Source organism: Streptomyces sp. NPDC005262 (assembly GCF_042872425.1).
Lineage (GTDB): Bacteria > Actinomycetota > Actinomycetes > Streptomycetales > Streptomycetaceae > Streptomyces.
Window position 1 is genome coordinate 44,622 of record NZ_JBIAKK010000004.1, and the last position, 15,452, is coordinate 60,073.

The window sequence follows — 15,452 nt, forward strand, 5'->3', positions numbered from 1 at the left end:
CCCCCCCCCCCCCGGGGGGGGCCCCCCCCGCCCCCCCCCCCCCCGCCCCCCCCGCCCCCCCCCCCCCCCCCCCCCCGCGGGGGGGGCGGGCCCCCCCGGGGGGCCCCCCCCCCCCCGCGGCTCTGTCTGTCGTGCGGGTGCCCCCGGGGCAGGCACCCCACCGGACGGCCTGTGCGGCTCCACGGCGCAGGGCGAGGTTCCCGGCACGCCCGGACGTCGAGCGTTCGCGGAAGGTCCGCCGGACCTCACGTGGACGTGCTCAGCGCCGCACGGCTCGGATTTCCCGGCCGGTGCCGACTCGAGCACGAACGCCCGACGCGCTCGGATTCTCCGGACGTGAACACGGACACGGACGGACAAGTCCGTCCGGGCCGAGGACAGCGGTTCGGCGCAAACCGTGGGACAGGGCCCGGTCAGGGGGTCAGCGGGGGGCGCGGCTTCTCGTCCGGGTGGGAGTCGGTGTCGCGGATGACTTCGCCCTGGACGACCTTTCCGTCCGGGCGGTGGATCCGGGCCTGCTGGAACGCGTCGGAGAGGCTCCCCGGTGTCGCGGTGCGCATGCGCCGCTCCAGGGACTTCTCCACGCGCCTGCCGAGCATCGCCCGCACCGGCGGCACCAGCAGCAGAAGACCCGCCACGTCCGAGATCAACCCCGGGATCATGATCAGCAGGCCGCCGAGCATCAGGAGCCCGTTGCCCTTGCTCCCCGACGGGGCGGCAGATGACGCGGTGGTGGCCCCCGGCTGTCCCGGCATCCGCTGCAGCGTCTCGGTGAGATTACGGAAGGCCCGGCGGCCGGCCGACTTCATCACGACGGCCCCGAGCACGACGCCCCCGATCAGGAGCAGCAGCACGGTGAACCCGCCCGCGACGTCGGCCACCACGGTCAGCAGCCAGATCTCCAGCACCGCCCAGGCGGCGACGGCGAGAGGGATGAAGGTGCGGGCGCGCGAGCGCCGCGGGGCGGTCGGGGGCGGTGTGCCGGTCGTCATGGTCCCCAGTGTGCCTGGACGCACGTCCGAGCGGGGTAAGCGGGATGTGAGGGCGATCAGGAGGGCTTGCGGCCCAGGACCCGGTTCGCGCGGGCGGTTACGCCCCAGGCCGTGACCCGCCACAGCGCCTCGACGAGGATGTCGCGGCTCATCTTGGAGTCGCCGATCTCGCGGTCCACGAAGGTGATCGGAACCTCGACCACGTGGTATCCCGCGTCGACGGCGCGACGGGCCAGGTCGACCTGGAAGCAGTAGCCCTGGGAGGCGACCTCGTCGAGGCCGATGCCCTGCAGTGTCTCCGCCCGGAAGGCCCGGTAGCCACCGGTGACGTCCCGGGTCCGCAGCCCGAGCAGCAGCCGGGAGTACGTGCTGCCGCCCCGGGAGATCATTTCGCGGGACTTGGGCCAGTTGACCACGCGCCCGCCCGGCACCCAGCGGGAGCCGAGCACCAGATCGGCCCCCTTGAGGGCGGTGAGCAGCCGGGGCAGCTCCTCGGGCTGGTGGGAGCCGTCGGCGTCCATCTCGACGAGGACGCCGTAGCCGTGCTCGATGCCCCAGCGGAAGCCCGCCAGGTACGCGGCACCGAGCCCTTCCTTGGCCTGCCGGTGCAGTACCTGGACCTGACTGTCGGCGGCGGCGAGCTCGTCGGCGATCTTGCCGGTGCCGTCGGGGCTGTTGTCGTCGGCGACCAGGATGTCCGCGTCCGGCACCGTGGCGCGCACCCGGGTGACGATCGGCTTGATGTTCTCGGCCTCGTTGTAGGTCGGGATGATCACCAACGCTCTGCCGAGCGGGCCGTATCGCCTCTGACCGCCGTCGTTCACTTACTGCCCCTCACGTCCGTACGCAGGTGCACACCATATCGACCGCATCCGGGGCCGAGGACAGACGTGGTCGGAAGGTACCGGGAGCCGGGCCGGACAGAAGGAGGGAAGTACGGACAGAAGCCCGGATGGAACTGCGGATCGGGGCCCGGCGTCCTTCGGGCCGACCTGGGTCCCGCTGGCTGCGGGTCGACCGAAAGCCGTTGTCTACTGAACGTCCGGGCCCCACCCGGGTCGCACCTGCCGTCCGGTTCGAACCTTCCCTCGCCCCCGAGGCGCGGGCGCTGAACCTGGCTGTCAGTGGTGGTGCACCGGTGCGGCGCACCACCCCATGACCCAGCGGCGTTCGACGACTGCATGGAGGTTCAACCGGTCGGACGTCCTGTGGTGGACTCGGCCGAACCTACCGGCCCGTGGGCGCATTCTGTCAATACCCGTCTGACCTGCGGCGTTTACCGAAGTCGCCTGGTCAGTACCGGAGATTCCCAGGTCGCGGGGAAGCGACGGCGCCTTCGATCGGCGGTACGAAATGTCCGGACGTCACCCGTTCGGCCTTACGTAGACAGTTTGTCCGAAGATCACGGTACGCAGACAGACCGGAAGTTCACCGCCAGGGGTGAGGTCCGGCAGTCCGGGCGTCCCGGACCGCGGGTCCGTGGACCAGCGGGCGACCCGGTCGTCCGGCGCCTGGACCACAAGCTCCTCGGTGCGCCAGACGGCGTAGTCGGCAGGCGCGCCGGGCACGAGCGTGCCCGCGTCGTCGCGGCCGACGGCCCGCCAGCCGCCCCTGGTGTGCGCGGTGAATCCCGCCCGTACGGAGATCCGGTGCTCCGGCGAGCGGTGGAACGCGGCGGCCCGTACGGTCCCCCACGGATCCAGCGGGGTCACCGGGCTGTCCGAGCCGAAGGCGAGGGGCACACCGGCCCTCAGTAGGCCCGCATAGGGGTTCAGGGTGCGGGCCCGTCCGGCGCCGAGCCGCCGCGCGTACATGCCGTCCTCGCCGCCCCAGGCAGCGTCGAAGGCGGGCTGGACGGAGGCGGTCAGACCCAGCTCCGCGAAGGCGGCGATGGTCTCGGGGGTGAGCATCTCGGCGTGCTCGACGCGGTGCCGGGCGGCCCGGATGCGAGCCAGTCCGAGTGTTTCGGAGGCGGCCCGGACCCCGGCCACCACGGCGGAGACCGCGGCGTCGCCGATGGCGTGGAAGCCGGCCTGCAGACCGGCCTCGGTGCAGGCGGTGACATGGGCTGCGATCTGCGCCGCGTCCAGGTGGGCGGTACCGGTGTGTCCGGCCGGACCGTCGGCGTACGGCTCGTGCAGGTACGCGGTGTGCGAGCCGAGGGAACCGTCGACGAAGAGATCCCCGGCGGCGCCGGTCGCGCCGAGTTCACGGATCCTGCGGGCGTCCTTCTCGTCGGCCACCTGCTCGGCCCAGTACCCGAAGACCCGCGGGCCCGGCCGCCCGGCGGCGAGCTTCAGCAGCCCGGTGAAGTCCTCCTCGTCGGAGATGTCGGGTCCGCCGCACTCATGGACGGTGCCGATGCCGAGCGAGGCGGCGTGGTCCAGGGCGGCGCGCTGGGCGTCGGCGCGCTGCTGCGGCGAGACGGCGCCGTGCGCGGCGGCACGCACCGCGTGGTGGGCGGCGCCGGTGAGCGGGGCGTCGGGGTGGTAGCCGGCCATCGCGGTGACACCGGGGACCAGATCGAGGAGGGCTGTGGTGACGACGGCGGAGTGCACATCGATCCGGGGCAGATAGACGGGCCGGCCGCCGGCCGCCGCGTCGAGTTCGCCGCGCGACGGGGGGCGCTGCTCCGGCCAGCGCGTGGCGTCCCAGCCGTGGCCGAGGACGACCCGGTCGGCGGGGTGCGCGACCGTGTGCGTACGAACGCGATCGAGGGCCTCGGCAAGGGTGCGGGCACCCGAGAGGTCCAGACCGGTGAGGGCCAGACCGGTCGACGTGGTGTGGACGTGCGCGTCGGTGAACGCCGGAGTGACCAGCGCCCCTTCGAGGTCGATCACTTCGTCGACGCCGCCCGCGAAGGCGCCGGCGGCCCCTTCGGAGCCCACCCAGGCGACATGGCCGCGTTCGACGACCATGGCGGTGGCGAAGGGGTCGGCGGGGCTGTGGACGTCTCCACCGCGCAGCAGCACGGTGCGGTGTTCGCTCTGGGGGGCGGTGCTCTCGGTCATGACACCAGTCTCGCGCCTGCGCGGAGCGGCGCGGTCCGCACCCCCCTCCTCCGGGGCGGGCGTGTCTCAGATCTGCGGGGGCCGTGCCTCGTACGGGGTGGAGAGGACCACGGTGGTGCGGGTGGAGACGCCGGCGAGCGAGCGGATCCTGGTGAGCAGGTGCTCCAGCTCCAGCGGGGTCGCGACCCGCACCTTGAGGATGTAGTTCTCGTCGCCCGCGACGCTGTGGCACGCCTCCAGTTCGGGCACGCCGGCGAGCCGCTCGGCGATGTCGTCCGGCGCGCTCGGGTCGAAGGGTTTCACCGAGATGAACGCGGTGAGGGGCAGCCCGACGGCCTCGGGGTCGACGACCGCGGCATAGCCCCGGATCACCCCGCGCTGCTCCAGCCTTCGGACACGCTGATGAACGGCCGAGGTGGACAGGCCGGTGGCCTTGCCCAGGTCGGTGTAGCTCATCCGCCCGTCCTTGACGAGCAACTCCACAATCTGACGGTCCAGCTCCTCCATGCGGTCAACCTATGGCCCCGGGTCCCTCCAGGCACAGTCGCCGGGGCTCCGAACAGGGCACCTGCACCGGGCATGTGACGAATGCCACAGGTTTACGGGTGGGTAGCCGGCGGCCTCGCGGTTACGGCCGATGCGCGACGGGAAGTGCTTGCTGTGGTCGAGGCCGTGGCGCCTTGTCGGCCCACCCGAGGGGGAGATTCTCCATGCAGAGCCTGAAGCTCACCGGACGTACCGAACCGGAGCCTGTCGAACCCGTCGAGGACTCCGCTCCCGACGCCTACGACACTTTTGAGATGTACCGGGTGATCTGCCCGGACTGTGCGCAGCCGATCGCGCTGCTGGCCGACGAGGATGTGCTGCCGGAGCACGCGCTGTGCCCGACCCCGTGGAACCCGTTCGTGCTCACGGTGTGCGCCGGTACCGGCCGCGGCGTCGCTCAGACGCGTCCCGCCGACGAGTCGCTCGAACTCCACGAGCAGGAGACGGCACTGCTGTTGACGCTCCCTCAGGGGCTCGACTGGCGGATGCAGCCCTTCTCGCACGCCGGTGGTGCCGGTTCGCGCCCGCTGCGCGTCCCGCGGATGCGCCGTAACGCCGCCTGACACGGTCCGACGCCGCCCTGCGCGGCCGTCCTTGCCACCGGAGACCTCCGGCGGCACCTGAAGTCACCTGCACTGCACCACGTCGGCCGGACCGGCGTGGTGCAGTGCAGCATCGAGCCACGCCCGCGAGGCAGGGGAACCTGGCGAACGGGCGCTCGAATCCCCCCGGCAGTGACCCGGCCCCGCCCCACGCCGTTGGCCTGACATGACGCTGCTGCATTCAACAGCCGGCCCCGGTCGCCGCCGTCTCGCCGCTCCGGCCTCCGAAGAATCGGTTCCGCACCCTGGCTCCCAGCCGGCGCCGAAGTCCGCGCCCGCACCTTCTCCGCCGCGCCCGGTGCCGCATTCGACCGATCCGCCCATCTACCGGGCCATGCTGAGCCATTGGGAGTCCACCGGGCGGACCCTGCCGGGCCGCCATGACCAGGAGTGGAACCGGATCATGACGACGCCGGTGTGGTCGGACCGGCCGCTGCGGCTCAGCGCGTCTCGGGACCTGCGAGGTGGCGCGCGATGACCATGCGCTGAATCTGGTTGGTGCCCTCGACGATCTGCAGCACCTTCGCCTCGCGCATCAGACGCTCGACGGGGAAGTCGAGGGTGTAGCCGTAGCCGCCGAGGACCTGGACGGCGTCGACGGTGACCCGCATGGCCGCGTCGGTGCAGAACAGCTTGGCCATGGCGGCCTGACGGGAGAACGGCCTGCCTGCGTCACGCAGCCTGGCCGCCTCCAGGTAGAGTGCGCGGCCCGCCTCGATCTGGGTGGCCATGTCGGCGAGCATGAACCGCAGTCCCTGGAAATCCGCGATGGGACGGCCGAACTGCTGCCGCCCGGTGGCGTATCCGACGGCCTCGTTCAGGGCCGCCTGCGCGACACCGATGGCACAGGCTGCGATACCGAGACGCCCGGAGTCGAGTGCCGACAGGGCGATGGCGAAGCCCTGCCCCTCCTCACCGATCCGGCGCGCGTCGGGCACCCGGACGCCGTCGAAGTGCAGTTGGGCGGTGGGCGAACCCTTCATGCCCATCTTCTTCTCGGGGAGGGCCGCGTTCAGCCCCTCGGCGTCGCCGGGGACCAGGAAGGCGGTGATGCCGCGGGCACCCTCGACGCCGCTCCGCGCCAGAACCGTGTAGAAGTCGGCGATCCCGCCGTGGGTGATCCACGCCTTGGTGCCTGTGATGACCCAGTCGTCGCCGTCCCGTACGGCCTTCGTACGAAGTGAGGCGGCATCGGAGCCCGAGGCGGGCTCCGAGAGGCAGTAGGCGCCCAGCAGGCCGCCGCCCAGCATCGCCGGCAGATGTTCCGCCTGCTGATCCTTGGTGCCGTATCCGGCGAGGGCGTGGCAGGCGAGCGAGTGGACACTGACACCGAGACCGACGGTGAGCCGGGCGGCCGCGAGTTCCTCGAGAACCTGGAGATAGACCTCGTACGGCTGGTCGCCGCCGCCGTAGGCGGAGTCGTACGGCAGACCGAGGAGTCCGGACTCGGAGAGCAGGGTGAAGACCTCGCGCGGGAACCGGCCGGCGTCCTCCTCCTCCGCCGCCCGTGGCGCGATCTCCCGCTGGACGATGTCGCGGACCAGCGCGACAAGCTGCCTGGACTCCTCGGTGGGCAGACGACGCTCCACCAACTGCGGGGCACGGTCGGACATGACGGCGCTCTCCTCCCTGTCGGGCGTTGCGGCGGTCGCGCGCGCGGGGTGTGAGCGGCGCCGCCGGGGAATTCCGGGCCGGGGCCCGGACAAGCACTACTGCTCAGCCGATGCTGCCCTCCCGGATTACGAGAGTTGCTGGCCAGCGGCTGTGGCGGGTCGAGTATGCCCGATCGGACGGTATCCGTCACCGGGTGCCGGAGCGGGCGGCCGGGCGGTCCACGCGGGGCCCGGATCGCCATCGGAATGGTCCGAACCATTGACCAACTGGTCTAGTCCATCTACGGTTCCAAACCGGTCGGCCTTATCGCGTTCATGCCAAGTCCGAGCGGGGTCGGCCGCACGTCCCCCCACTCGCAAGCCCCCTCCCCCACGAGGAGCCACGATGATCGGACTTCACCGTCCCCGCGCCCGGTTCCGGGCGCTCGCCGCTGCCGTCTGTACCGCCGCCCTCGGCGCCACCCTCCTCGGTGCCGCGGGCCCGGCATCGGCCGGCGCGGCCACCGCCACCGAGCGCGCCTCGGCCACCGCGGCCGCCGAAGCCACCACTGCGGCGGCCGGCAGCAAGGTGGTCGGATACTTCACCGACTGGGGTGTCTACCAGCGCAATTACCACGTCAAGAACATCGAGACCTCGGGCTCGGCCGACAAGCTGACACACATCAACTACGCCTTCGGCAATGTCACCGGCGGCAAGTGCGCGGTCGGCGACAGCTACGCCGACTACGAGAAGGCGTACACCGCCGACCAGTCGGTCGACGGCGTCGCCGACACCTGGGACCAGCCGTTGCGCGGCAGTTTCAATCAGCTGCGCAAGCTGAAGAAGCTGCACCCGAATCTGAAGGTCATCTGGTCGTTCGGCGGCTGGACCTGGTCCGGCGGTTTCGGTGAGGCGGCGAAGAACCCGGCCGCGTTCGCCCAGTCCTGCTACGACCTGGTGGAGGACTCCCGCTGGGCCGATGTCTTCGACGGCATCGACATCGACTGGGAGTACCCCAACGCCTGTGGTCTGACCTGCGACACCAGCGGCCGTGACGCGTACGGCAACGTGCTGGCGGCGCTGCGCGCCAAGTTCGGCACGGGCAACCTGGTCACCTCGGCCATCACCGCCGACGGCTCGGACGGCGGCAAGCTCGACGCCGTCGACTACGGGGGCGCCGCGCAGTACGTCGACTGGTACAACCCGATGACGTACGACTTCTTCGGCGCCTGGGACGCGCAGGGCCCGACGGCCCCGCATTCCCCGCTCACCTCGTACACCGGCATTCCGAAGGAGGGCTACACCAGCGACGCCGCCGTCACCAAGCTCAGGGCCCTCGGCGTCCCCGCCTCGAAGCTGCTGCTCGGGATCGGCTTCTACGGTCGTGGCTGGACGGGCGTGACGCAGGACGCGCCAGGCGGTACGGCGACCGGCGCGGCCACGGGTACGTACGAGGCAGGCATCGAGGACTACAAGGTCCTCAAGGGCAGCTGCCCCGCGACCGGCACCGTGGCCGGCACGGCGTACGCGCACTGCGGGACCAACTGGTGGAGCTACGACACCCCGGCCACCATCGCCACGAAGATGGACTACAAGAACCAGCAGGGCCTGGGGGGCACGTTCTTCTGGGAGTTGAGCGGTGACGCCGCCAACGGCGAGCTGATCAAGGCGATCAACTAGCCGGAACCGTGCGCCCCCAAGGGGCGGGGAGCCCGAGAGGCTTCCCGCCCTTGTTCCGCCGACGGCCGGCTTCTCACATGAGGCCGGCCTGGGTGACGAACATGGCGATGAGGACGACGAGCGTCCAGCCCAGGACGTTCTCCAGCAGCTTGGACCGGTCCTCGGGACCTCCGGTCCGCGCGCGGCGGCGGGCAGTGACGGTTGTTGCGGTGGTCGCGGTCATGGCATCTCGCTCGGTCGTCCGGCAGTGACGTCCCCCCGTGACCCGTCCAGAGTGCCAGCCGGTCAGGCTCCGGGGGTAGATGACATCGGTCACTGCCCCGGGAGCGCCGGACCGCGTCAGCGGATGCCGGCGGCAGCCGGAGCCCACTGCTGGGCGGGCGTCGGGTGCGCCAGGAAGCAGAGGTGACAGACGCCGCCTGTGCCGGACACCACTTTTCCGCTCGCGTCGCAGCGCTTGGTGCGGAGAGGGATCGTCTCCAGATGCGCGGGCGTTACCTGTCCCGCACCGCCCTCCGAACAAACATGCAGGTCACAGACGTGGAGCACGTGAGACGTATGCAGCGCATACACGCCCGTGCCGACCCGGTGCCGGGCAGCGCTGCGGGGCCGGGGCCGAGGCCACTCGGGGCCCCTCCGGGCTGGACGCCACCGCACCCGGGCCTGGCGCCCGGCTGTCCTGCCGGCCCGGACACTCTCGCTCCAGACCTGGCGGCCATCCCCTGGCGCCGAAAGAGCGGCCGCGTCTGACGGCCACCTCACGATCGAACTGTTGCGCGAGTGATCGGCCAGGATCCGGTTCGACCGACAGCAGATCGCGGAAGGCCAGGTACACGACGCCCGAGGTCCGAGGGCACGTCGCACTCCGTCCGATGCGCGTCCGCAAACCAGTCATGAGCGATCTTGAGGTACTTCGGCGAGCGCAACGGACGTCGACCTCCGGCACAAGCGGCGAGCCGCACTTCAAGGAACTGATCCGCGGGCCGCGATGCTGCGTGGCCGTGGCTCCTACGTTGACCCGAAGCCGGGCGTGACCGGCTGCTCCTGCCCGGCCCCGAGGCACCAACGGCAAGCGGTACGGGCGGAGTTGAAGACTCCGGAAGGCTGCTGGAATCAACATCGGATCACCCGCCGCCTCCCTCATGACACGGGTCCGGTCGAAACCCGGACCTTCGACGCGATCACCGATCCGCCAAAGGATCTTGTGCACCTGGAGGACGCTTCCCGGAGTGGATCGGCGAGGCGAGCACCCAGGCCTTCCCAGCCGTCCGCCGCCTGGATCCCGAAGCCCATACGTTGAACTGACTGCTCATCAGAATCCGCGCCACCCCCAGGACCTGCTGCGATGCCGGACCGGCACCTTCCCCACGTACGGACACACCCCCGCACCGAACCAGCCGCACCGACCTGACGAAGCAGTCCAGGTCTCGACAACGCCCGCCCCCAGGGCCTCACTTCGACCGCCCGAAGCCCACCACCCGACTCGCGTGCGGGACGCGTCACATCCCGCACGTGGGGCACGAAACAGGTTGCTTTCCGTGATTCCTTGGCCCTAGGATCACGCTGGCTTTTGCATCTGCAGAGGCTCAAAGTTCGTACAGGGGGCACGACTTGAGACTAGGACGTATGGCCAGTGTGGTCGCCGCGAGCGCCGCGCTCGTTCTGGGAGTGACCAACTCCGCGGTGGCGGCCGACCACACCATGCACACGGGGGATGCCTGGGGAAACGTTCCCGGCGTCGACTGGAGCGGTACCGGATTCTTCAACGAGTACGGTGACGTCGTAACGATCAAGGACAATGACGCCGACGGCCGCGGTGTCACGATGAACGTGTACATCGGCGACCCGAGCGGCAACCCGCGCTATTCGTTCAGCGTCGGCGGCGAGGGCAACACCAACACCCGCAAGGCCTCGATGGGTGGCGTGTACAACCTGCCGGAGAACACCTACATCGGCTTCAAGTTCTGCCGTTCGCCTGACGGCGAGTGCAAGGACTACAAGTTCCTCAACGACCACTGATGTCGGTGTGAACCACGACGGCCCCACTCCACTTCACAGGGGTGGGGCCGTTCCCGCGCAGTTGGAGACGCGCTGGGAGTCTCCGATTCACCGTGTAAGCCCTGGTGCCGACGTGTGTTCTCTGACGTCCGGTGCTACTGATTGCCAACTCCCCTCCGTGCGTGCGTTGTTCGCGCTGTCGCGGGGCGTTCGTCCTTACTTCCCACCGGTGGTCCTTCCTGGGTGAGCGCCGCCCACTCCCGGACGGTGGCGTTCTCGTCGGCCAACAGTCGATCCGCGCGGGGCCGCAGCGCGGATCGCCCACCTACTCGAAGACCTCGACAGCGGACAGCCGGCCGAAGCCGCCGAGCGACGGGAGGCCGTCGGCATTCGCAGGGCGTCGCCTGAAGACCGGCAGCCATCAGCACAGCCGTGAGCGGTCCTGTGGCCATGGGACACATTGCTCGGCCTCCCACTCCTCAAAGGACTCCCTGGACGGATCGATCGGGCGCCAGGCCGGATCAAGCGGTTCGTCCGCCGCTGGTGGGCGTACGTGCGGCAACCCCTGCCGGTCGCGGGCACCGAAGTCCTGATCATTGCGCTGTGCCTCGACGAGCGAGGTCTTATCGGCTCCGCCGGCCATCGCCGGCCACCGGAACTGCACCCGGTCGTCCTCCGAAGCAGACGGCTGCCGTGGTGATCCGATGCCCGAGCACGGCCTTGGCAACAGCCGTTCCGGAGGCTCTCTTTCATGTCCATAGACGGCCAAATTCTCGGTTCGCACCGTTACCCCGAAGGCTTGAACACTTTCATGACCTCCCGAACAGCCCTTCTCCGGCGGCGCCTGCCCCTCTGGCTGATCCCGATGCTATGGACCCTCGCCCTCGGCCTGTGGGGACTGTCCCGGCAGCACAGCGTATGGCGCGACGAGGCCGCGACCTGGCAGGTGGCCCGGCGGTCCACCGCCGACATCTGGCACATGCTCGGGCAGGTCGACGCCGTGCACGGGCTCTACTACGAGCTCATGCATGGACTCTTCGAATGCTTCGGGCCCAGTACCACGACGCTGCGGCTGCCCTCCGTACTGGCCACGGCGGTGGCGGCGGCCTGTGTGACGGTCATCGGACAGCGGCTGGCCGGGGCCTGGGCCGGCTTGGGGGCAGGGCTGGCGTTCGCCCTGCTTCCGGCCGTGCAGTTCTATCTCCAGGAGGGGCGCCCGTACGCGCTGGTCGCGGCAGGGGCCGGGATCTCGACACTGCTGCTGCTGACGGTGCTTGAGGGACGCGGCCGGGCGGTGCATTGGGCGGCGTACGGCGGCACAGTCCTCATATGCGGCCTTCTGAACTGGCTCTCGCTGCTGATTCTGCCCGCGCACTTGGCGACCTTGGCATGGACGCAGGCCGGACGTGCGATCTGGGTGCGCTGGGCGGCGGCCTCGGCGGCCGCCACGGCGTTTGTGCTGCCGTTGATCCTTTTCAGTCGAGGCCAGTCCGCGCAGGTGTCCTGGATACCGCCGCTGACCTGGCACATGATGATCGGTCCTGCCATCCTGCTGGCGATCGGCGGCCTCGGGGCAATACTGGACCGGCCACAGGTGGGCCGACTGTCGACGGCGGCCGTCGCACTACCGCTGCTGGCGGTGCCGCAGGTCGGTCTGATCAGTCTCTCCCTGATCCAGCCGCTGTTCCTGGACCGGTACGTTCTGTTCAGCCTGCTGGGTCTGGCGCTGCTGATCGGCGTGGGGCTGGGTACGGCCGTACGGGCCACCAAGCCGCGGTTCCCGAAAGCATCGGCGTGGCTTCTCCCTGGGGTGGTAGCGGTAGCGGTAGCGGCGTTGTTGCCACAGTCCCTGGCCAAACGCTCGCCGGCCAGCCGGGTGGACGACGTCCTGTCGGTAGCGGCAGACGTGCGTCGGCTGAAGGAGAACGGCGCTGCGGTCCTCTTCGTGCCGGCGGCGCGGCGCGACACCATGTTCGTCTCCCCCGACGCCTTCATCGGTCTGCGGGACATCGCTCTGGCGTCGAGCCCGGAGGAGTCAGGGACGCTGAAGGGTGTGGAGGCCGGCCCGGCTCAGATACGGGCAGCGATGCTGGCCCAGCGGCGAATCCTTCTGGTCACGGACGCAACGACGGTGGCGACGCCGGTGTCGGCGGAGCGGGACAGGGTGAAGTCCTCCGTGCTGAGAAAATACTTCACGGTCGTGGCGGACGAGCAGGTCCGAGGCCGAAGGGTGACTGTGTACGAGCACCTCGGACCAGCGCACTGATCATCCGCCGGAACGCCGGCGGGCGTGGGATCGCGTCATGTCATCAGGCGGTTCGGTCCGCCCGGAGACATCCGCACGACTACGGCGCAGGTGGACCACCGTGACCCCGACGAGCGGGGTGTCCGTCGGCGAGTTGTCCCGTCGGCTCGGACATCGCTCGATCAAGGTCACGGTGGACCGGTGCGGTCACCTCACGCAGGACGGCCAGGAACGCTGCCGTCAGGTCGTCGGGACGGCCGCAGGGTCGCTCATGCTCACACCAGGCCCAGCGACTGCAGCGCGCGGCGCTGACTCGGTGTCGGCTTGGCGGGCCAGTAGATGTAGCAGACGCCGCCTGTTCCGGACACCACCTTGCCGCTCGCGTTGTAGCGCTTGGTGCGGAGCCAGATCGTCTCCCACTCGTGCCGCTTGTAGATCCGGCGGACGGCCTCGTCGCTCGGCGAGGCCGGGTCGTTGGCGATCACGTCGCCGTCCGCCGTGAACCCGATCACGGTCATGAGATGGCCCGAGGTCCCGTACCCCGCCCCGGTCAGCTCCTCCTTGAGGAAGGACTGCGACGTTATGGCCGGGATACCGGCCCGGATCAGCGTCTCCAGGTCGGCCAGCGAACGCAGCCGCGTGACGACCGAGCTCATGTCGTCGTACGTGGCGGCATAGGCGGCGTTGAACGGCCAGTTGCCGCAGCCCTCGTACTGGTAGTCGTACGTGAAGCGCGCCGCATGGCAGACCTGTGGATCGGCGAGGCCCGGCTCCACCCAGGCCAGGTCCTCGGCGGTGGGCCTGCGCCCCCAGTACTCGATGATCATCTGTGAGGAGGTGGGGCTGCACCACGCCTCACCGCCGTTGTCGTACTCCGGGTACTGGCCCGCGTGCACGCTCTGCGAGTAGCGCGGCACCGGCAGCTCCCGGGCGAGGCCGGGGGCGCTGGGCTCCACGGTGAAGCGGTCGGGGATGTCCGAGGCCATCGCGCCCAGCCGCCACACGGTCGGGGTGAGGCTGCTGCCCGGGGTGCGGTACAGGGTGAGTCGCAGCTCGTACGAGACCAGCCGCAGCCCGCTCGCCGCGTCGTCCACCGAGAAGGTGTCGGTCCAGATGGAGCTCCTGCCGTCGGTCTGGTCGTCGACGGAGGTGCGGCGGATGTCGCCGTCACCCGCCGCCCAGCGGCCCATCACGTACCAGGGGGTCTCGGTGCCGTCCGAGTAGCGGCCGCTCAGCTCGATCTGGATCCAGGTGCCTGCGGGGGTGTCCGCGTTCCAGGACGCGATGACCTCGGTCGCCGGGACCGTGGAGCCGTGGCGGGGCGAGGTCCAGGTCGCGTACTCCCAGGTGGCGGTGTTCCCGGTGTGCGGGTCGGTGTAGTCGGTACGCCCCCGGGGGACGCCGATCACCAGACCGGGCCTGCGTCCCGCGACGGCGCGCGTTCCGGCGCCGCAGCCGCTGCGCCAGTCGGTGTACGTACTCCAGGAGTGGTTGTCCACGAGCGAAGCGGCCGCCGCAGCCGCTTCGGGCGGGGCAGCAGCCGGGATCGCGGCGGCTGCGGAGCCGGCGGACGACGCCGTACCGGCGCCGGCCGCCGCCGCGAGCGCGGCGGTCAGCACAGTTCTGCGTGAGGTCGGTCGGTTCATGGGCGAAACCCCCGGTCGTAAGCGGAGTGGGGCTGCGGGTGCACGACAGTGCGCCAACTATTGCGGTTCGCAGCCGGATTGGGCCAGCGAATCGCAGTGTGCCGACGAACCAATATTGGTCTGGTCCACTGGCGTGACCTGCGATTGCTCCGGACCGGCTCGTAGGCTGGGCCACATGAACGACCTCTCGTGCCACGCCGCCCGGCTGCGCACCCTGGCACCGTCCTGCGGGCCGGTCCGGCTGATCGGCGTCGACGGCCACGCAGGGTCGGGCAAGAGCACCCTCGCGTCCCGCCTCTCGGCCGCGCTCGGCGACGCGCCCGTCCTGCGGCTGGACGACCTGGCCACGCACGAGGAGCTCTTCGCCTGGGTGGACCGGCTGCGCGACCAGGTGATCGGGCCGCTGTCGCGCGGCGAGAGCGCGCGCTATGCGCCGTACGACTGGACCGCTCGGCACTTCGGCCCGTCGCGCACTCTGGAACCCGCACCGGTGGTCCTGATCGAGGGCGTGGGTGCGGGGCGCCGTGCGCTGCGCCCGCATCTCGCACAACTGTGGTGGATGGAGCTCAGCCCCGCGGCGTCGTGGGAGCGGGGCCGGCGCCGGGACGGGCCCGCGCTTTCGGAGTTCTGGGACGGATGGACCGAGGCCGAGGAAGAACATTTCGCCGCCGACCCCTCGCGCCCCTACGCGGATGCTCTGGTACGCCAGTTGCCTGTGGGGTACGAGTGGCTGGAGAGGCCTCGTGCGACAGCAGGAGCGAACCATTCCGTCACCCACCGTGATCCTCCCGCGACGACATACTGAGCAGTCGGGAATCGGCCCGGAACTGCTCCAACTGTGCTTGACCCAGGGGTGGTACAGGTCTTACGTTCTCAATGTGCGGCTTTTCGAAGCCCCCACGGACACGAAGCCCCCGGTTGTTCCCCCGTGATCGGGGGCTTCGTTCTGTCCTCGCGCCCCTTTTCGCGCTGCTGCGCACAACCTTCCGCTTACCCTCGGTCACGGTCTCCGTCCTGCCTGCGGCGCTCTTAGTCGCGCACTCCCCGCGCAGGTACGATGCCTTTCGGTGCGGTCAATTCCCGTCCGTGGCACAGTGGTTCAGCGCGCCCCGACGGGCGGTCGTGCGGCGGGACATCCT

General features: G+C 70.3%; 13 protein-coding genes and 1 pseudogene. 5 read left to right on the top strand and 9 right to left on the bottom strand.

Annotated features, from left to right (window positions below):
* Positions 1–413 precede the first annotated feature (413 nt).
* From fxsA to ACFYP5_RS13305, 4 genes are all read right to left on the bottom strand, one after another.
* Positions 414–992: an FxsA family membrane protein gene (gene fxsA / locus ACFYP5_RS13290; RefSeq protein ID WP_389034577.1), complete on the bottom strand. Its 579-nt coding sequence runs from the start codon at positions 990–992 to the stop codon at positions 414–416.
* A gap of 56 nt (positions 993–1,048) precedes the next feature.
* On the bottom strand, positions 1,049–1,816 hold the full coding sequence (locus tag ACFYP5_RS13295; protein ID WP_389034580.1) for a polyprenol monophosphomannose synthase: 768 nt from the start codon (positions 1,814–1,816) through the stop codon (positions 1,049–1,051).
* Positions 1,817–2,356: 540 nt separating this feature from the next.
* Positions 2,357–4,003 carry an amidohydrolase gene (locus tag ACFYP5_RS13300; protein WP_389034583.1) on the bottom strand — a complete coding sequence of 549 codons (1,647 nt, stop codon included), beginning with the start codon at positions 4,001–4,003 and terminating at the stop codon, positions 2,357–2,359.
* A gap of 66 nt (positions 4,004–4,069) precedes the next feature.
* Complete coding sequence (locus ACFYP5_RS13305) at positions 4,070–4,510, bottom strand: Lrp/AsnC family transcriptional regulator (protein WP_024493538.1); 441 nt, start codon at positions 4,508–4,510, stop codon at positions 4,070–4,072.
* A 203-nt stretch (positions 4,511–4,713) separates the two neighbouring features.
* On the opposite strand from ACFYP5_RS13305, the gene ACFYP5_RS13310 reads away from it, so the two are divergent.
* Positions 4,714–5,112 carry a hypothetical protein gene (locus ACFYP5_RS13310; RefSeq protein ID WP_389034584.1) on the top strand — a complete coding sequence of 133 codons (399 nt, stop codon included), beginning with the start codon at positions 4,714–4,716 and terminating at the stop codon, positions 5,110–5,112.
* Positions 5,113–5,591: 479 nt separating this feature from the next.
* On the opposite strand, the gene ACFYP5_RS13315 is transcribed toward ACFYP5_RS13310, so the two are convergent.
* Positions 5,592–6,764 (bottom strand): acyl-CoA dehydrogenase family protein, encoded by a 1,173-nt coding sequence (locus ACFYP5_RS13315; protein ID WP_030919043.1) that lies wholly within the window; start codon positions 6,762–6,764, stop codon positions 5,592–5,594.
* A 385-nt stretch (positions 6,765–7,149) separates the two neighbouring features.
* On the opposite strand from ACFYP5_RS13315, the gene ACFYP5_RS13320 reads away from it, so the two are divergent.
* Complete coding sequence (locus tag ACFYP5_RS13320) at positions 7,150–8,424, top strand: glycoside hydrolase family 18 protein (protein WP_389034587.1); 1,275 nt, start codon at positions 7,150–7,152, stop codon at positions 8,422–8,424.
* 73 nt (positions 8,425–8,497) lie between these two features.
* Here ACFYP5_RS13320 and ACFYP5_RS13325 read toward each other — a convergent pair whose 3' ends face one another.
* On the bottom strand, positions 8,498–8,647 hold the full coding sequence (locus ACFYP5_RS13325; protein WP_267006251.1) for an SCO1431 family membrane protein: 150 nt from the start codon (positions 8,645–8,647) through the stop codon (positions 8,498–8,500).
* Positions 8,648–8,763: 116 nt separating this feature from the next.
* Positions 8,764–8,904 (bottom strand): annotated as a pseudogene (locus ACFYP5_RS13330) (peptidase C39 family protein); the annotation flags it as partial.
* 1,146 nt (positions 8,905–10,050) lie between these two features.
* Between ACFYP5_RS13330 and ACFYP5_RS13335 the strand changes: the two are divergent.
* Positions 10,051–10,443 carry a hypothetical protein gene (locus ACFYP5_RS13335; RefSeq protein WP_389034590.1) on the top strand — a complete coding sequence of 131 codons (393 nt, stop codon included), beginning with the start codon at positions 10,051–10,053 and terminating at the stop codon, positions 10,441–10,443.
* 400 nt (positions 10,444–10,843) lie between these two features.
* Here ACFYP5_RS13335 and ACFYP5_RS13340 read toward each other — a convergent pair whose 3' ends face one another.
* Positions 10,844–11,065 carry a CPCC family cysteine-rich protein gene (locus ACFYP5_RS13340; protein ID WP_389034593.1) on the bottom strand — a complete coding sequence of 74 codons (222 nt, stop codon included), beginning with the start codon at positions 11,063–11,065 and terminating at the stop codon, positions 10,844–10,846.
* A 168-nt stretch (positions 11,066–11,233) separates the two neighbouring features.
* Here ACFYP5_RS13340 and ACFYP5_RS13345 point away from each other — a divergent pair, with 168 nt between their 5' ends.
* Complete coding sequence (locus ACFYP5_RS13345; RefSeq protein ID WP_389034596.1) at positions 11,234–12,688, top strand: hypothetical protein; 1,455 nt, start codon at positions 11,234–11,236, stop codon at positions 12,686–12,688.
* Between the two features lie 254 nt (positions 12,689–12,942).
* Here the strand turns inward: ACFYP5_RS13345 and ACFYP5_RS13350 are convergent, their stop codons facing one another.
* A complete protein-coding gene (locus tag ACFYP5_RS13350; protein ID WP_389034598.1) occupies positions 12,943–14,313 on the bottom strand; it encodes a peptidase C39 family protein in 1,371 nt (456 codons plus the stop codon).
* A gap of 175 nt (positions 14,314–14,488) precedes the next feature.
* On the opposite strand from ACFYP5_RS13350, the gene ACFYP5_RS13355 reads away from it, so the two are divergent.
* Entirely contained in the window at positions 14,489–15,118 is a 630-nt protein-coding gene (locus ACFYP5_RS13355) for a uridine kinase (RefSeq protein ID WP_389034601.1), read from the top strand.
* Positions 15,119–15,452 lie beyond the last annotated feature (334 nt).

Coding starts and splice junctions, on each gene's coding strand:
- fxsA (WP_389034577.1), bottom strand. CDS start 992: ATGACGACCGGCACACCGCCCCCGACCGCCCCGCGGCGCTCGCGCGCC.
- ACFYP5_RS13300 (WP_389034583.1), bottom strand. CDS start 4,003: ATGACCGAGAGCACCGCCCCCCAGAGCGAACACCGCACCGTGCTGCTG.
- ACFYP5_RS13305 (WP_024493538.1), bottom strand. CDS start 4,510: ATGGAGGAGCTGGACCGTCAGATTGTGGAGTTGCTCGTCAAGGACGGG.
- ACFYP5_RS13310 (WP_389034584.1), top strand. CDS start 4,714: ATGCAGAGCCTGAAGCTCACCGGACGTACCGAACCGGAGCCTGTCGAA.
- ACFYP5_RS13315 (WP_030919043.1), bottom strand. CDS start 6,764: ATGTCCGACCGTGCCCCGCAGTTGGTGGAGCGTCGTCTGCCCACCGAG.
- ACFYP5_RS13320 (WP_389034587.1), top strand. CDS start 7,150: ATGATCGGACTTCACCGTCCCCGCGCCCGGTTCCGGGCGCTCGCCGCT.
- ACFYP5_RS13325 (WP_267006251.1), bottom strand. CDS start 8,647: ATGACCGCGACCACCGCAACAACCGTCACTGCCCGCCGCCGCGCGCGG.
- ACFYP5_RS13335 (WP_389034590.1), top strand. CDS start 10,051: ATGGCCAGTGTGGTCGCCGCGAGCGCCGCGCTCGTTCTGGGAGTGACC.
- ACFYP5_RS13340 (WP_389034593.1), bottom strand. CDS start 11,065: ATGGCCGGCGGAGCCGATAAGACCTCGCTCGTCGAGGCACAGCGCAAT.
- ACFYP5_RS13345 (WP_389034596.1), top strand. CDS start 11,234: ATGACCTCCCGAACAGCCCTTCTCCGGCGGCGCCTGCCCCTCTGGCTG.
- ACFYP5_RS13350 (WP_389034598.1), bottom strand. CDS start 14,313: ATGAACCGACCGACCTCACGCAGAACTGTGCTGACCGCCGCGCTCGCG.
- ACFYP5_RS13355 (WP_389034601.1), top strand. CDS start 14,489: ATGAACGACCTCTCGTGCCACGCCGCCCGGCTGCGCACCCTGGCACCG.